This is a genomic window from Streptomyces sp. LS1784, assembly GCF_020103755.1.
GTDB lineage: Bacteria > Actinomycetota > Actinomycetes > Streptomycetales > Streptomycetaceae > Kitasatospora.
This window is the reverse complement of record NZ_JAHSQD010000140.1, coordinates 1-16,258: the sequence shown is the minus strand read 5'-3', so window position 1 is coordinate 16,258 and position 16,258 is coordinate 1. Positions and strand designations below refer to the sequence as shown.

Here is a 16,258-nt window from a genome sequence, read left to right as displayed (position 1 = left end):
GCCCCGGCCGCCGTCGCGGACCCGGCGGCGGGCCCGGGAGGCGAGCTGGCGGGCGGCGTCGGGGGTGCGCTCCAGGGAGGCGGCGATGTCCTCGAAGCCGACCGCGAAGACGTCGTGCAGCACGAAGGCGGCGCGCTCGGCGGGGGTGAGCTGCTCCAGTACGGCGAGCAGGGCGAGCGAGACGGACTCGCCGCGTTCGGCCAGCTCGGCGGGGGAGTCGGGGCCGTCGGTGTAGGAGACGGCCGGTTCGGGCAGCCACTCGCCGTAGTAGGCCTCGCGGCGGGCTCGGGCGGAGCCCAGCTGGTCGTAGCAGAGCCGGGTGACGACGGTGGTGAGGAAGGCGCGCGGGTCGGCGACGGCGGTGCGGTCGGCGGCCTGCCAGCGCAGCCAGGCGTCCTGGAGGATGTCCTCGGCGTCGGTGAACGAGCCGAGCAGCCGGTAGGCGACCGATCCCAGGTAGCGGCGGTTCGCCTCGAAGGCGTCCGGGGCCGGGTCGTCGATCACGGGCCCAAGGTAGCGCGCGGTGTCCGGAGCGCAAGTGGCCGGGGCGCAAGTGGCCGGGGCGCGAAGGGCCGGGGCGGGATGTCCCCGCCCCGGCCCGCAGGCCGGCCGAGCGTCAGTCCACCTCGACCACGGCCTCGGCGAACTGCGCCTGGTAGAGCCGGGCGTAGGCGCCGTCGGCGGCGATCAGCTGGTCGTGCGAGCCCTGCTCGACGATCGAGCCGTTCTCCATCACCAGGATCACGTCGGCGTCCCGGATGGTGGAGAGCCGGTGGGCGATCACGAAGCTGGTGCGGCCGGTGCGCAGCCGGGCCATGGCCCGCTGGATCAGCACCTCGGTGCGGGTGTCGACGGAGCTGGTCGCCTCGTCCAGGACCAGGATGGACGGCTGGGCGAGGAACGCCCGGGCGATGGTGATCAGCTGCTTCTCGCCGGCGCTGACGTTGGTGCCCTCGTCGTCGATGACGGTGTCGTAGCCGTCCGGCAGGGTGCGCACGAAGCGGTCGACGTGGGCGGCCTTCGCGGCCTCGACGACCTGCTCGTGGGTGGCCGACTCGGCGCCGTAGGCGATGTTGTCGGCGATGCTGCCGCCGAACAGCCAGGTGTCCTGGAGCACCATGCCGATGCCGGAGCGCAGTTCCTCGCGGGACATCGCGGCGATGTCCACGCCGTCGAGGGTGATCCGCCCGGAGCTGACCTCGTAGAACCGCATCAGCAGGTTGACCAGGGTGGTCTTGCCGGCTCCGGTGGGGCCGACGATGGCGACGGTCTGGCCGGGTTCGACCTTGAGCGAGAGGTCCTCGATGAGCGGCTTCTCGGGGTCGTAGCGGAAGGACACGTCCTGGAAGGCCACCCGGCCGCGCACCACGTCGGGCCGTTCGGGCATGGCCGGTTCGGGGCTCTGCTCGGAGGCGTCCAGCAGCTCGAAGACGCGTTCGGCGGAGGCGACGCCGGACTGCACCAGGTTGGCCATGCTGGCGACCTGGGTGAGCGGCTGGCTGAACTGGCGCGAGTACTGGATGAACGCCTGGACGTCGCCGATGGACAGCGCGCCGGAGGCCACCCGCAGGCCGCCGACGACGGCGACCAGCACGTACTGGAGGTTGCCGATCAGCATCATCGCGGGCTGGATGATGCCGGAGATGAACTGGGCCTTGTAGCTGGCCTGGTAGAGCGACTCGTTGTGCTCGCGGAAGGCCTCTGCGGACTCCTGTTGCCGCCCGAACACCTTGACCAGGGCGTGGCCGGTGTACATCTCCTCGATGTGGGCGTTGAGCTGGCCGGTGGACTTCCACTGCTGGACGAACTGCGGCTGGGCCTTCTTGCCGACCTTGGTGGCGACGACCACCGAGACGGGCACCGAGATCAGCGCGATCGTCGCGAGCAGCGGGGAGATCCAGAACATCATCGCGAGCACACCGACCACGGTGAGCAGCGAGTTGACGACCTGTCCCATGGTCTGCTGCATGGACTGACCGATGTTGTCGATGTCGTTGGTGACCCGGCTGAGCACCTCGCCGCGCGGCTGCTTGTCGAAGTAGCTGAGCGGCAGCCGGCCGAGCTTGGCCTCGACGTCCTGGCGCAGCCGGTAGCTGGCGGCCTGGATGGCCCGGGTGGCCAGCCGGCCCTGGAAGATGCCGAAGACGGCGGAGGCGACGTAGACGCCGAGCACCCAGAGCAGGACGGTGCCGATGGCGCCGAAGTCCATGCCCTGGCCGGGGGTGAAGGCGACGGAGGAGAGCAGGTCGGCGACGCCGCCCTCGCCGTGGGCGCGCAGCCCGTCGACGACCTGTTCCTTGGAGGTGCCGGACTGGAAGCGGGCGCCGACGACACCGGCGAAGATCAGGTCGGTGGCGTCGCCGAGGATCTTGGGGCCGATGACGGCACAGCCGATGCCGAGCACGCCGAGGATCAGGACGCCGACCAGGGTGTTGCGTTCGGGGCGCAGCAGGCCGAGGACGCGCTTGCCGGAGCCCTTGAAGTCCATGGACTTCTCGGCGCCCTGGCCGCCCATGAAGCGGCCGGGGCCGGCCGGGCCGCGGCGGGCGGCGGCGGCCTGCGAGTCGCCGGGCAGGCCGGCGTCCTTCTTCGGGGCGCCCTTCTGCGGGGCGTCCGTGGGGGCGGTGCCTCTCGGGGCCCGGCCCTTGGCCAGGTCCGTCTTGTTTCCGGGGCTGGTCATGCCGCCTCCTGCTCGGTGAGCTGGGAGAGCACGATCTCCCGGTACGTCGGGTTGTCGGCCATCAGTTCGTGGTGGGTTCCGGAGCCGACGACGGCGCCCTCGTCGAGGACGATGATCCGGTCGGCGTCGCGGATGGTGGACACGCGCTGGGCGACGATCAGGACGGTGGCGTCGGAGGTTTCGAGGGCCAGGGCCTTGCGGAGCTTGGCGTCGGTGGCGTAGTCGAGCGCGGAGAAGGAGTCGTCGAAGAGGTAGACGGAGGGCCGGCGGACCAGGGTCCGGGCGATGGCCAGGCGTTGGCGCTGGCCGCCGGAGACGTTGCTGCCGCCCTGGGCGATGGGGGCGTCCAGGCCTTCGGGCAGCTTCTCGACGAACTCCTTGGCCTGGGCGATCTCCAGGGCGTGCCAGAGTTCCTCGTCGGTGGCGTCGGGCCGGCCGTAGCGGAGGTTGCTGGCGACGGTGCCGGAGAAGAGGTAGGGCTTCTGCGGGACGATGCCGACGTTCTCGGCGATCGCGGCGGGGGCGAGTTCGCGGACGTCCACGCCGTCGAGCAGGACCTGGCCGGAGGTGGCGTCGAAGAGCCGAGGGACGAGGCCGAGCAGGGTGGACTTGCCGCTTCCGGTGGAGCCGATGATGGCGGTGGTCTCGCCGGGCCGGGCGGTGAGGTCGATGCCGCGCAGCACCGAGGCCTCGGCGCCGGGGTAGCGGAAGTCGACGTCGCGCAGTTCCAGGTTGCCGCGGCGCAGCACCTCGGTGACGGGGGCGGCGGGCGGGACGACGCTGCTGTGGGTGCCGAGGACCTCCTCGATGCGCTCGGCGCAGACCTCGGCGCGCGGCACCATCATGAACATGAAGGTGGCCATCATGACGCTCATCAGGATCTGCATCAGGTAGGAGAGGAACGCGGTGAGCGCGCCGATCTCCATGGCGCCGCTGTCGATGCGGTGGGCGCCGAACCAGAGCACGGCGACGCTGGAGACGTTCACCACCAGCATGACGGTGGGGAACATGATGGACATCAGCCGGCCGACCTGGCTGGAGACGTGGGTGAGGTCCTCGTTGGCGTCGGCGAAGCGGGCCTGTTCCCGGTCGTCCTTGACGAAGGCGCGGATGACGCGGATGCCGGTGATCTGCTCGCGCAGGACCCGGTTCACGGTGTCGATCCGCTTCTGCATGCTGCGGAACTTGGGGCGCAGCGCGCGGACCAGCAGGACCACGACGACGCCGAGCGCGGGGATGACGGCGAGCAGCAGTCCGGACAGCGGGACGTCCTGGTTGAGCGCCATGATGATGCCGCCGACGCACATGATCGGCGCGGCGACCATGAGCGTGAAGCTCATCAGGGCGAGCATCTGGACCTGCTGGACGTCGTTGGTCGTGCGGGTGATCAGGGAGGGCGCGCCGAACTGTCCGACCTCGCGGGCGGAGAAGCTCTGCACCCGTTCGAAGACGGCGGCGCGGACGTCCCGGCCGAAGGCCATCGCGGTGCGGGCGCCGATGAAGACGGCGCCGATGGAGCAGAGGGCCTGGAGGACGGTGACCGCGATCATCACTCCGCCCACGCGCAGGATGTAGCCGGTGTCGCCCTTGACGACGCCGTCGTCGATGATGTCGGCGTTGAGCGTCGGCAGGTAGAGCGCCGCGAGGGTGGACACCAGCTGGAGTAGCACCAGCAGGGTGATCGGTCGGGAGTACGGGCGGAGGTACGCCCTCAGCAGTCTGATCAGCACTAGCACACTCTTGTCGTCGCGGGTCGGGTTCGCACCCCAATTCTGGGTGTTCTGTAGTGTCGTACAGGCCATTCGGCGTGCGGGAGCCGGAGGTTTGCCGGGCCTTTGCCGAACGGCGGGGGTGCGGTACCGGGGGTGCGGGGAGGTGCCGTCGGGAGCTGCCCTCTTACGGAATGACCGCTTTCCCCCTAGGCTGCTGATTGCCCCTTTGTTACTGACCGGTACCGCTCAGGTGAACCGGGGGCCCGGCGACCACCCCCATGGACGCCGTGACAATCCCGCAGACGGCCACCCGCCCCCGGAGGTCCTCGTTGAGTTCCGCGCAGTCCCTGATCGACTCCGGCAGGCCCGACCTCGTCGCCGCGCGCCCCGCCTCCGTCGCCCACCTGTTCCTGGAGCGGGTCGCCCTGACCCCGAACGCCGAGGCCTACCGCTACCCCTCGCCCGTGGACGAGCAGGCCGCCGACGGCGCACCCGGCGCCGAGCAGTGGCGCTCGCTCACCTGGGCGCAGACCGCGGCCCGGGTCAAGGCGGTGGCCGCCGGCCTGATGGCGCTCGGCATCCGGCCCGAGGACCGGGTCGCCCTGGCCTCCTCGACCCGGATCGAGTGGATCGTCGCCGACCTCGGCGCCATGTGCGCGGGCGCCGCGATCACCACCGTCTATCCCAGCACCAACGCGGACGAGACCGCGTTCATCCTCTCCGACTCCGGCTCCCGGGCCCTGTTCGCCGAGAACGCGGCCCAGCTGGCCAAGGCCGTCGGGCGGATCGACCAGCTGCCCGGGCTGCGCACCGTGATCCTCTTCGACGCGCCCGCCGAGGCCCCCGAGAGCGCCGGCCTGGAGCTGCTCACCCTCGCCGAGCTGGAGGAGCGCGGCACCCGGTACCTGGCGGAGCACCCGGACGCGGTGGAGAAGGCCGTCGACGGGCTCGGCAAGGAGCAGCTGGCCACCCTGATCTACACCTCCGGCACCACCGGCCGCCCCAAGGGCGTGCGCCTGGTGCACGACTGCTGGGCGTACGAGGGCCGGGCGCAGGAGGCCAGCGGGCTGCTGCGCCCCGACGACGTGCACTTCATGTGGCTGCCGCTGTCGCACGTGTTCGGCAAGACGCTGATCTCCGGGCAGATCGCCACCGGGCACGTGATGGCGGTGGACGGCCGGGTGGACCGGATCATCCACAACCTGCCGGCGATCCGGCCGACCGTCATGGCCTCGGCGCCGCGCATCTTCGAGAAGGTCTACAACGGCATCGCGGGCAAGGCCCGGGCCGAGGGCGGCGCCAAGTACAAGATCTTCATGTGGGCGGCCGGGGTCGCCCGCGAGTACGCCCGGGTGATCCAGGAGAGCCGGGTCGCCACCGGTACCGGAACCGCCCCGCTGGGCCTGCGGGTGCAGCACGCGCTGGCCGACCGGCTGGTGTACGCGAAGATCCGGGCGGCCTTCGGCGGCCGGCTGCGTGGCGCGGTCTCCGGCAGCGCCGCGCTCGCCCCGGAGATCGGCTACTTCTTCCTCGGCGCAGGAGTGCCGATCCTGGAGGGCTACGGCCTGAGCGAGACCAGCGCCGGCTCCTGCGTCAACCGTTCGGAGGACGTGCGGATCGGCACGGTGGGCCGTCCGCTGCCCGGCACCGAGGTGCGGATCGCCGAGGACGGCGAGATCCTGCTGCGCGGCCCGGGCGTCATGCGCGGCTACCACAACCTGCCGGAGAAGACCGCCGAGGTGCTGGAGCCGGACGGCTGGTTCCACACCGAGGACATCGGCGAGCTCACCCCGGACGGCTTCCTGCGGATCACCGACCGCAAGAAGGACCTGTTCAAGACCTCCGGCGGCAAGTACGTGGCGCCCAGCGAGGTCGAGGGCAAGTTCAAGGCGGTCTGCCCGTTCGTGAGCAACATCCTGGTGATCGGCAACGGCCGCAACTACTGCACCGCGCTGATCGGCCTGGACGAGGCGGTCCTGCTGCCGTGGGCCGCCGAGCACGGCCTGGCCGGCAAGTCCTACGCCGAGCTGGCCGTCGAGCCGGCCGTGCACGAGCTGGTCGAGGGCTTCGTCAAGCGGGTCAACGCCGATCTCCAGCGCTGGCAGACGATCAAGAAGTTCCACCTGCTGCCCCGCGACCTCGACATCGAGCACGGCGAGCTCACCCCGAGCCTGAAGATCAAGCGCCCGGTGGTCGAGCGGACCTACGCGGACGCGGTGGCCGCGATGTACGCGGGCGCCAACGAGGCCTGACCGGCCCCGTTCCCGTACGGCCCGCCGGGTAGGGCGGGTCGTACGGGACAATGGGTTCATGCCCTCCGCACTTCCCGACGGCGAACCGGTGCCGTCCGACGGTTCCCTGCCCGCGCACGCCCTCGACGGGCTGGGCTCGCGGCCGTTCGGTTTCTACCTGCACGTGCCGTACTGCGCCAGCCGCTGCGGCTACTGCGACTTCAACACCTACACCGCCACCGAGCTGCGCTCCTCCGGGGCGGTCGCCTCGCAGGAGACGTACGCGGACAACGTGGTCGCCGAGATCCGGCTGGCCCGGAAGGTGCTGGGGGAGACGGACCTCCCGGTGCGGACCGTCTTCCTCGGCGGCGGCACCCCGACCCTGCTGCCGGCCCGCGACCTGGTGAAGATGCTCGCCGCGATCCGCGAGGAGTTCGGGCTCGCCGAGGACGCCGAGGTCACCACCGAGGCCAACCCGGAGTCGGTGGACCCGGCGTACCTGGCCGAACTGCGCGAGGGCGGCTACAACCGGCTCTCCTTCGGCATGCAGAGCGCCCGTCCGCACGTCCTGCGGCTGCTCGACCGCCACCACACCCCGGGCCGCCCCGAGGCCTGCGTGGCCGAGGCCCGCGCGGCCGGCTTCGAGCACGTCAACCTCGACCTGATCTACGGCACCCCGGGCGAGTCCGACGACGACTGGCGGGCCTCCCTGGACGCCGCCATCGGCGCCGGGCCCGACCACGTCTCCGCGTACTCGCTGATCGTCGAGGAGGGCACCCGGCTCGCCGCCCGGGTCAAGCGCGGCGAACTGCCGATGATCGACGACGACGTGCACGCCGACCGCTACCTGATCGCCGAGGAGGCGCTCGCCGCCGCCGGCTACTCCTGGTACGAGGTCTCCAACTGGGCCACCACCCCCGAGGGCCGCTGCCGCCACAACGAGCTCTACTGGACCGGCGCCGACTGGTGGGGCGCCGGCCCCGGTGCCCACAGCCACGTCGGCGGCGTCCGCTGGTGGAACGCCAAGCACCCCGCCGCCTACGCCCGGGCCCTCGCCGAGCACCGCACCCCGGCCCTGGCCCGCGAGGTGCTGGCCGACGAGGACCGCCGCGTCGAGCGCATCCTCCTCGAACTGCGCCTGGTCGACGGCGTCCCCCTGGACCTCCTCACCGACACCGGCCGCAAGTCCGCTGCCCGGCACCTCGCCGACGGCCTCCTCGCCGCCGGCCCCTACGAGCAGGGCCGCGCCGCCCTCACCCTCCAGGGCCGCCTCCTCGCGGACGCGGTCGTACGTGACCTGGTGGACTGAGTGTCGCTAACGTGGTGTCAGCCGTCGGAGGGGGCGCGCAATGACCGCCATCGATGACCGGATGATGGGAGTCTTCGAGAACCTGGAGGTTCCGGAAGGCGTCGAGGCCGAGCTCATCAGGGGGCAGGTCGACCTGCTCGACATCACCCTGGACACCTCGGAGTTCCAGACCTACTCCTGACCGGGCAGGGCCGTGAAGTCGATCAACTCCTCCACCCGGCCCAGCAGTTCGGGCTCCAGGTCCTTGTAGGAGTTCACCTTCGAGAGGATGTGCTTCCAGGCCGCCGGAGTGTCCACCGGCCAGCCGAGGCGGCGGCAGGTGCCCTCCTTCCAGTCCTCGCCGCGGGGGACGGCGGGCCAGGCGGGGATGCCGACGGAGGCGGGCTTCACGGCCTGCCAGATGTCGATGTAGGGGTGGCCGACGACCAGCACCGAGTCGCCGGTGACCCTGGCGGCGATGCGGTGCTCCTTGGTGCCGGGGAGCAGGTGGTCGACCAGGACGCCGAGGCGGCGGCCCGGGCCGGGGGCGAAGTCGGCGACGATCGCGGGCAGGTCGTCGATGCCGCGCAGGTACTCGACGACCACGCCCTCGATCCGCAGGTCGTCGCCCCAGACCCGTTCGACCAGCTCGGCGTCGTGCCGGCCCTCGACGTAGATGCGGGACTCCCGGGCGATCCGGGCGCGGGCGTCCGGGACGGCGATCGAGCCGGAGGCGGTGCGGGCCGGGGTGCGCGGCGCCGCCGGGCCGGTGGGGCGGACCAGGGTCACGACCCTGCCCTCCAGCAGGAAGCCGCGCGGCACCAGCGGGAACACCCGGTGCTTGCCGAACCGGTCCTCCAGGGTGACGGTGAAGCCCTCGGCGGTCTTCTCGCAGCGCACCACCGCCCCGCAGAAGCCGGTCGCCGCCTCCTCGACCACCAGGTCCCGCTCGGCGGGCACCTCCGGGGCGGGGGCCTGGTTCTTCCACGGCGGGGTCAGGTCGGGTCCGTACTGGCGGCTGCGCATACGGGTGATCATAGGGATCGGGCGCTGGCATGATCACCGCATGCACCGCTTCCACTCCCGCGCCGTCCGGGCCGGCACCTTCCTGTTCCTCGTGCTCTCCGGGGCGGCCTTCGGCCTCGTGAAGGACAGCCGGCCGCAGTACACCGGCGCCGCCGTGGCCGCCCTCGGGGCCGCCTTCGTGCTGTACGTCGTGTCGGAACTGGCGAGTACCGGGGGCGCCGGGGCGGCCGGTGCGGCGGAAGCCACCGCACCGGCCGGGACCGCCGGCGGCGGGGTGCCGGAGCGGGACGAGCAGGGGGACGACCAGGACCTGGAGCTGTGCGACGTCTGCGGCCGGACGGAGCCCAGGACGGTGGACCGCGGGGGTCTGGAGCTGCCCGAGGGGTGGTTGGCCCTGGAGATCGACCGCCGGTCCGCCGAACTGCTCGTCCGGACGTACTGCTCCGAGGAGCACATGCGCCTGGACCTCTCGGGCCCGCTGCCCGCCCCGGAACCTTTCCGGGGCGAGCCCGGCGACCCCTGGGACGGGGCCCCGCGAACCGTCGGGGACCGGCTCGCCGAGGTGGCCTGGGCCTTGGGGCTGTTCCTCCTGAGCGGCTTCCTGCTGCTCGGGTGCGGGCTGGCGGCCCGGTTCCTCATCGGACTGCTGTAGCGGACGGCGTGCTGAGGACGTGAGAGCCCGGGAGCGCCCGTGTGGGAGAGTGCGGGGCGAATCACGAATCCTGGGGGTGGGATCGGTGCGCACACGTCACGGCGCGGTGGTGGGGATCGTTCTGGCGGTTCTCGGCGTGTCGGCCTGCACGGCTGACCAGAAGGCGGGGCCGGAGGCCGCTGCGGCCTTCACCCCGGTGCCCGCGCCCAAGAGCCTGCGCGAGGGCCTGCTGACCCAGGAGCGGCTTCCCCGGGGGTTCCGGCTGAACAAGGTGACGGTCGAGCCGACGTCGACCGCCGCTTCGGTCACGCCCGTCCCCATCGCCTCGCTTCGGTGCGACGAACTTGAGGTCGACTCCTTCATGACGACGCACGCCCCACCCCTGGAGAACGTGGCGGTGGGCCTGGAACGGACGCCGACCGGCGGCGAGGACGACGGCTGGTTCGGCCGGGAGTCGCTCGACCGCTACGTGCCCGGCCGAGCGGCCGAGGTCATGGACGCCATCCGCGGCGCCGCGAAGCGCTGCGCATCCTTCACCACCACACTCACGGACGGCACGAGGATCCGGGAGACCGCGTCCGTCACGCCGGCCGGGGTGCCGGCTGACGAGAGCCTTCTGATCCACTTCACCTCGGCCTTCCCCGGGGACTCAGAACCGTTCGAGAAGGTCACCGGTTTCGTCCGCCAGGGCGACGTGATCCTCGTGGTGCAGCACTCCTCCAGCCGGAAGCCGTCCACGGACGCCCAAGAGGTCCTCGCCGCCGCCGTGAAGGCGTACCGCTCGACCGCCGGCGGCTGACGCCCGCGCACCGTCACAGACCCGGCGCGCCCCAGACCGGGAACCAGCGGTTCAGGTCCTTCTCCAGCCGCAGATCGTTCCCCAGCATCGCGTTGACCTGCAGCTCCAGCGGGCTGTTGCGCTTCTCCCCGCCGCCGGGCATCGGGGCGAAGGGGTAGAACGTGCCCCGCTTGTAGAGGTAGACCAGGGCCAGCGAACGCCCCTGCGGGTCGCGGAAGGCGACGAGCGAGCAGAGCAGCTGCGGCCCGAAGCCGTTCGCCTCCAGCTCGCTGTTGACCGCGTGCAGGTCGTTCACCAGCTCCGGCAGCTCCGCGGGCCGGTGCCGGGCGAGCAGCCAGGAGTAGCCGTAGCCGTCCGTGGAGGCCTCCACCGGGACGCCGCCGCGCTCGGTGTCGGCGTCCAGCAGCGCCCGGACCTGCTGCTCGACCTGGACGAAGGCCGCGCCCTCGACGGCGGCGAAGCAGACCGAGCCGAGCCCGGTGGGGGTGAACCCGGCCCCGGCCTCCAGGGTGAGCGCGGCGGACGGCACGCCGAACAGCTGGTCGAGGTCGGGCTTGACGGGCTTGGTGCGGCCGAACAGGGCGTCCAGGATTCCCACGGCGGTCCTTTCACATCGGGGGTCAGCGGCCGAGCTGCTCGGAGATCCTCGCCAGCTGCGCCAGCCGCTTCTCCAGCGTCGGATGGGTGGAGAACAGCTGCGAGGCGGTCTCCCGGGCGCTCAGCGCGGGGGCGAAGTAGAAGGCGTTGTACGGCTGCGACTTGCGCAGGTCCTCGGTGGGGATGGCCGCGATCTGCCCGGTCACCTTGGTGAGGGCCGCAGCCAGTGCGCTGGGCCGGCCGGTGAGCTGGGCGGCGGCGCGGTCGGCGGCCAGCTCGCGGTAGCGGGACAGCAGCCGGGTGAGCAGGAAGCTGATCGCGTAGACGACCATCGACACCAGCGGGACGACCAGGGCCACGATGGCCGCGTTCTGGTCGTTGTTGTTGCGCCCGCCGCCCATGAACCCGCCGTACATCGCGATCCGGGTCATCGCCCCGGCGAGGACGCCGAGGAAGCCGGCGATCGTCATCACCGCGACGTCCCGGTGGGCGACGTGCGACAGCTCGTGTGCGAGGACGCCCTCCAGTTCCTCCGGCTCCAGCCGGCGCAGCAGTCCGGTGGTCACGCAGACCACCGCGTTCTGCGGGTTGCGGCCGGTGGCGAAGGCGTTCGGCATGTCGTTGTCGGCGACCGCCACCCGGGGCTTGGGCATGTCGGCCAGGGCACAGAGCCGGTCGACGGTGCCGTGCAGCTGGGGGAACTGCTCCGGGGACACCTGGTGGGCGCCCATCGCCCGCTCGGTGATCTTGTCGCTGAACCAGAACTGGGCGACGAACAGCCCGCCGGACAGCAGGACGATCAGTGGCCAGGCACCGCGCAGAAGCGCGATCAGCAGGCCCGTGAAACCGACGTACAGCAGCCCGATCACGAACATCGTCGCGACCATGCGGCTGGTCAGGCCGCGATCGGGTGCGAAACGGGTGTGCTGGCCCGAGCTCGACATCGCTTGCTCCTCCGTTCGCCGTCGCTATCGATGCTGCCACCCGGACGGCCTCCCGGCACCATCCCGGCGCCGGGAGGATCGAACCGTCGGCGCCCCGCGGGCCGTGGGCGGAACTGCGGGGAGGATCACCCCGGTCGGGCCGTTCCTGCCGTAGGACCCGGGCCTTACACTGGCAGGTACGGATTTGGCACTCGCGTGTTCAGAGTGCCAAGGCCGGGGCCTCCCGGAGCGGCCCGCAGCAGCAAGGGACACAGTCGGACAACGTGCGAAGACGGAGGTGCGTGCCCCATGGCCGGTGAGGTCCGCCAGCTGGACGACCGCAAGCTCGCCGTGCTCCGCGCGATCGTGCAGGACTACGTGGGCACCGAGGAGCCGGTCGGTTCCAAGGCCCTGGTGGAGCGGCACAACCTCGGGGTGTCGCCGGCGACCGTCCGCAACGACATGGCGGCGCTGGAGGAGGAGGGCTACATCCACCAGCCGCACACCAGTGCCGGCCGCATCCCGACCGACAAGGGGTACCGCCTCTTCGTCGACAAGCTCGCCGAGATCAAGCCGATGAGCGCCCCCGAGCGCCGGGCCATCCGGCACTTCCTGGACGGCGCGGTCGACCTGGACGACGTGGTCGCCCGCACCGTGCGGCTGCTCGCCCAGCTGACCCGGCAGGTCGCGGTGGTGCAGTACCCCTCGCTGTCGCGCTCCACCGTCCGGCACATCGAGCTGGTGGCGCTGGCCCCGGCCAAGGTGATGCTGGTGCTGATCACCAACACCGGTCGGGTCGAGCAGCGGATGGTCGACTGCCCGGGCGCGGTCGGCGAGACGGTGCTGGCGGACCTGCGGGCCCGGATCAACGCGAGAGCCACCGGCCGGCGCCTCCCGGAGGTCCCGGGACTGCTGGAGGAACTCCCGGCACACTTCGAGCAGGCCGACCGGCCGACCGTCAGCACGGTCCTGGCGACGCTGTTCGAGACGCTCGCCGAACAGAACGAGGAACGGATCATGCTGGCCGGCACGGCCAACCTGACCCGCTTCGGGCACGACTTCCCGCTCACCATCCAGCCGGTGCTGGAGGCCCTGGAGGAGCAGGTCGTCCTGCTCCGCCTCCTGGGTGAGACCGCGGACGCCGCGATGACGGTCCGGATCGGGCGGGAGAACGCCTACGAGGGGCTGACTTCCACCTCGATCGTCTCGGTCGGCTACGGTTCGGGCGACGAGAGCGTGGCAAAACTGGGTGTGATCGGTCCGACCCGGATGGATTACCCGGGCACAATGGGGGCGGTGCGAGCGGTGGCGCGGTACGTGGGCCAGATCCTGGCCGAGTCCTAGCAAAGGCCGCCGTTAGAAATCTAACGGGGGCGTCCAGTCGCAGCACTACTACAGGCGGAACAAGCGGAGCATTTGGTGGCCACGGACTACTACGCGGTACTCGGCGTCCGACGGGATGCGGGGCAGGACGAGATCAAGAAGGCGTTCCGGCGCCTGGCACGCGAACTGCACCCGGACGTCAACCCGGACCCGAAGACGCAGGAGCGGTTCAAGGAGATCAACGCCGCCTACGAGGTGCTCTCCGACCCGCAGAAGCGTCAGGTCTACGACCTCGGCGGGGACCCGCTGTCCCCGGGCGGCGGGGGTGCGGGCGGCTTCGGCGCCGGCGCGGCGGGCTTCGGCTTCTCCGACATCATGGACGCCTTCTTCGGCGCCGCGGCCGGCCAGCGCGGCCCGCGCTCGCGCACCCGCCGCGGCCAGGACGCCATGATCCGGCTGGAGATCACCCTGGAGGAGGCCGCCTTCGGCACCACCAAGGAGCTCCAGGTCGACACCGCCGTCACCTGCACCACCTGCAGCGGCGAGGGCGCGGCCCCCGGCACCTCGGCGCAGACCTGTGACATGTGCCGCGGCAAGGGCGAGGTCTCCCAGGTCACCCGGTCCTTCCTGGGCCAGGTCATGACCTCCCGCCCCTGCCCGCAGTGCCAGGGCTTCGGCACCGTCGTGCCGACCCCGTGCCCGGAGTGCGCCGGCGACGGCCGCGTGCGGGCCCGCCGCACCCTGACCGTCAAGATCCCGGCCGGTGTCGACAACGGCACCCGGATCCAGCTGGCCGGCGAGGGCGAGGTCGGCCCCGGCGGCGGCCCGGCCGGCGACCTGTACGTCGAGATCGCCGAGACCACCCACACCATCTTCCAGCGGCGCGGGGACGACCTGCACTGCACCGTCACCATCCCGATGACGGCGGCCGCGCTCGGCACCCAGGTGCCGCTGCAGACCCTGGACGGCCTGGAGGAGGTCGACATCCGGCCCGGCACCCAGTCCGGCCAGTCGATCCCGCTGCACGGCCGGGGCATCACCCACCTGCGCGGTGGCGGCCGGGGCGACCTGATAGTGCATGTCGAGGTGAAGACGCCCGGCAAGCTCGACGCCGAGCAGGAGGAGCTGCTGCGCCGCCTCGCGGTGCTGCGCGGCGAGGAGCGGCCGGCCGGCCAGTTCGCGCCGGGCCAGCAGGGCCTCTTCTCCCGGCTGAAGGACGCCTTCAACGGCCGGTAGCCGTCCGCGGAGGGGTGCCGGGGGAAGTCCCCCGGCACCTCTTCCGTGTTCCCGTCCCACTCCTGGAGGTTCTCCGTCATGACCGCGCCCGTCTTCGTCGTCGAGACCGAGCGGATCGCCGCCGCCGTGCCCGGGGCCGTGGTGCGCCTGGACGGCCCGGAGGGGCGGCACGCGGCCGCGGTGAAGCGGCTGGAGCCGGGCGAGGCGGTGACCCTGGCCGACGGGCTGGGGCTCGGCGTGGACGGCACGGTCGCCGGGGTGCTCGGCAAGGACGCGATCGACGTGACGGTCGCCGCCGTGCGCCGGGAGCCGGAGCCCGCGCCGCGGATCGTGGTGGTCCAGGCGCTGCCCAAGGGCGACCGCGGCGAGCTGGCCGTGGAGACCATGACCGAGGTCGGCGTGGACGTGGTGATCCCGTGGGCCGCCTCGCGCTGCATCACCCAGTGGAAGGGCGAGCGCGGCGCCAAGGCGCTCGCCAAGTGGCGGGCCACCGCCCGGGAGGCGGGCAAGCAGTCCCGTCGGCTGCGCTTCCCCGTGGTCCGGGACGTGATGACCACCCGGCAGCTGACGCCGGTGCTGGCGCAGGCCGCGTTCGCCGCCGTGCTGCACGAGGAGGGCGCCGAGCCGCTGGCACACGCCGGGCTGCCGGAGGGCGGGGACATCGTGCTGGTGGTCGGCCCGGAGGGCGGGGTCTCCCCGGAGGAGCTGGCCGCGTTCGCCGAGGCGGGGGCCAAGCCGTACCGGCTGGGCCCCTCGGTGCTGCGCACCTCCACCGCCGGGGTGGCCGCCGGCGCGCTGCTGCTCGGGCGCACCGGCCGCTGGTCGTAACGGACGCTGGTCGTAACGGCGGTCGGGGCCGCCCCGACCGCCGTCCGCGGGGGTGCCGGGAGTCTGGGAAAAACGGCGCGGATCGTACGCGCACCTGCCTAGGCTGGCCGGGTGACGGACTCCCTGAGCACCTCCCCGAGCACCTCGGCGGGCGCCTACCTGCGCCATCCCCACCTGCACGGCGACCTGGTCGCCTTCGTCGCCGAGGACGACCTCTGGCTCGCCCCGCTGGACGGGAGCCGGGCCTGGCGGCTGACGGCGGACCACCTGCCGGTCCACCACCCGAGGTTCTCCCCGGACGGGCGGCACCTCGCCTTCACCTCCACCCGGGACGGCGCCCCCGAGGTCCACGTGGTGCCGGTGGACGGCGGCCCGTCGCGCCGGCTCACCCACTGGGGCAGCAACCAGACCCGGGTGCTCGGCTGGACGGCCGACGGCAGCCCGATCGCCGTCACCAGCGCCGGTGAGGCCAGTTCGCGCCGCACCTGGGCGCACGCCGTGCCGCTGGACGGCGGCGAGCCGCAGCGGTTGCCGTACGGGCCGGTCGGCGGGCTCGCCTTCGAGCCGGGCGGGGACCGGGTGCTCCTGAACAGCGTCAACGGCCTCGATCCGGCCTGGTGGAAGCGGTACCGGGGCGGGCGGGCCGGCAAGCTGTGGCTCGGCCGGGACGAGTTCGCCCGCGTCCACGCGGAGCTGGACGGGCAGTTGGACTCGCCGCTGTGGGTGGCCGGAGAGGGAGGGCAAGGCGGCAGGATCGCCTTCCTGTCCGATCACGAGGGCGTCGGCGAACTGTGGTCCAGCCGCCCGGACGGCACCGACCTGCGCCGCCACACCGCCGACCCGGACGGCTTCTACGCCCGCAACGCCACCACCGACGGCACCCGGGTGGTCTTCCACCGGGCCGGCGACCTCTGGCTGCTGGACGACCTGGAGGGCGCCGAGCCGCGCCGGCTGGACGTCCGG

Annotated in this window: 14 protein-coding genes and 1 pseudogene; 9 read left to right on the top strand and 6 right to left on the bottom strand. The window is 72.2% G+C overall.

What is annotated here, in order from left to right; all coding sequences use genetic code 11:
• The 3 genes from KS423_RS18230 to KS423_RS18220 form a co-directional block, all read right to left on the bottom strand.
• The coding region (locus KS423_RS18230; protein ID WP_224280604.1) for a sigma-70 family RNA polymerase sigma factor at positions 1 to 504 on the bottom strand (504 nt) is incomplete at its 3' end.
• 112 nt (positions 505 to 616) lie between these two features.
• Entirely contained in the window at positions 617 to 2,680 is a 2,064-nt protein-coding gene (locus KS423_RS18225; protein ID WP_374119974.1) for an ABC transporter ATP-binding protein, read from the bottom strand.
• Positions 2,677 to 4,410 carry an ABC transporter ATP-binding protein gene (locus KS423_RS18220; protein WP_224280603.1) on the bottom strand — a complete coding sequence of 578 codons (1,734 nt, stop codon included), beginning with the start codon at positions 4,408 to 4,410 and terminating at the stop codon, positions 2,677 to 2,679. The genes KS423_RS18225 and KS423_RS18220 overlap by 4 nt, the downstream gene beginning before the upstream one ends.
• Positions 4,411 to 4,721: 311 nt before the next feature.
• Between KS423_RS18220 and KS423_RS18215 the strand changes: the two genes are divergently transcribed.
• Genes KS423_RS18215 through KS423_RS18205 form a run of 3 tightly spaced genes read left to right on the top strand, consistent with a single transcriptional unit; the run spans position 4,722 to position 8,113 of the window.
• On the top strand, positions 4,722 to 6,644 hold the full coding sequence (locus KS423_RS18215; protein ID WP_224280602.1) for a long-chain fatty acid--CoA ligase: 1,923 nt from the start codon (positions 4,722 to 4,724) through the stop codon (positions 6,642 to 6,644).
• Between the two features lie 58 nt (positions 6,645 to 6,702).
• Positions 6,703 to 7,932, top strand: a complete 1,230-nt coding sequence (gene hemW / locus KS423_RS18210; RefSeq protein WP_224280601.1) for a radical SAM family heme chaperone HemW — start codon at positions 6,703 to 6,705, stop codon at positions 7,930 to 7,932.
• A gap of 40 nt (positions 7,933 to 7,972) precedes the next feature.
• The gene (locus KS423_RS18205) at positions 7,973 to 8,113 is read left to right on the top strand and encodes a hypothetical protein (RefSeq protein WP_224280600.1); all 141 of its coding nucleotides are present in this window, start codon (positions 7,973 to 7,975) and stop codon (positions 8,111 to 8,113) included.
• Here KS423_RS18205 and KS423_RS18200 read toward each other — a convergent pair.
• Positions 8,104 to 8,937, bottom strand: a complete 834-nt coding sequence (locus KS423_RS18200) for a DUF3097 domain-containing protein (RefSeq protein WP_224280599.1) — start codon at positions 8,935 to 8,937, stop codon at positions 8,104 to 8,106. The genes KS423_RS18205 and KS423_RS18200 overlap by 10 nt on opposite strands.
• A 40-nt stretch (positions 8,938 to 8,977) precedes the next feature.
• Here KS423_RS18200 and KS423_RS18195 point away from each other — a divergent pair, with 40 nt between their 5' ends.
• On the top strand, positions 8,978 to 9,589 hold the full coding sequence (locus tag KS423_RS18195; RefSeq protein ID WP_224280598.1) for a hypothetical protein: 612 nt from the start codon (positions 8,978 to 8,980) through the stop codon (positions 9,587 to 9,589).
• 85 nt (positions 9,590 to 9,674) lie between these two features.
• Positions 9,675 to 10,388, top strand: a complete 714-nt coding sequence (locus tag KS423_RS18190; RefSeq protein WP_224280597.1) for a hypothetical protein — start codon at positions 9,675 to 9,677, stop codon at positions 10,386 to 10,388.
• A gap of 13 nt (positions 10,389 to 10,401) precedes the next feature.
• Here KS423_RS18190 and KS423_RS18185 read toward each other — a convergent pair whose 3' ends face one another.
• The gene (locus KS423_RS18185; RefSeq protein ID WP_224280596.1) at positions 10,402 to 10,986 is read right to left on the bottom strand and encodes a hypothetical protein; all 585 of its coding nucleotides are present in this window, start codon (positions 10,984 to 10,986) and stop codon (positions 10,402 to 10,404) included.
• Between the two features lie 22 nt (positions 10,987 to 11,008).
• Positions 11,009 to 11,929: a zinc metalloprotease HtpX gene (gene htpX / locus KS423_RS18180; RefSeq protein WP_224280595.1), complete on the bottom strand. Its 921-nt coding sequence runs from the start codon at positions 11,927 to 11,929 to the stop codon at positions 11,009 to 11,011.
• A 288-nt stretch (positions 11,930 to 12,217) separates the two neighbouring features.
• Between htpX and hrcA the strand changes: the two genes are divergently transcribed.
• The 4 genes and pseudogenes from hrcA to KS423_RS18160 form a co-directional block, all read left to right on the top strand.
• Complete coding sequence (gene hrcA / locus KS423_RS18175; protein ID WP_224280594.1) at positions 12,218 to 13,252, top strand: heat-inducible transcriptional repressor HrcA; 1,035 nt, start codon at positions 12,218 to 12,220, stop codon at positions 13,250 to 13,252.
• Between the two features lie 75 nt (positions 13,253 to 13,327).
• Positions 13,328 to 14,467, top strand: coding sequence for a molecular chaperone DnaJ (gene dnaJ, locus KS423_RS18170; protein WP_224280593.1), 1,140 nt, complete (start codon positions 13,328 to 13,330; stop codon positions 14,465 to 14,467).
• Positions 14,468 to 14,545: 78 nt separating this feature from the next.
• A complete protein-coding gene (locus KS423_RS18165; RefSeq protein ID WP_224280592.1) occupies positions 14,546 to 15,295 on the top strand; it encodes a 16S rRNA (uracil(1498)-N(3))-methyltransferase in 750 nt (249 codons plus the stop codon).
• Positions 15,296 to 15,406: 111 nt separating this feature from the next.
• Positions 15,407 to 16,258 (top strand): annotated as a pseudogene (locus KS423_RS18160) (peptidase S41); the annotation flags it as partial.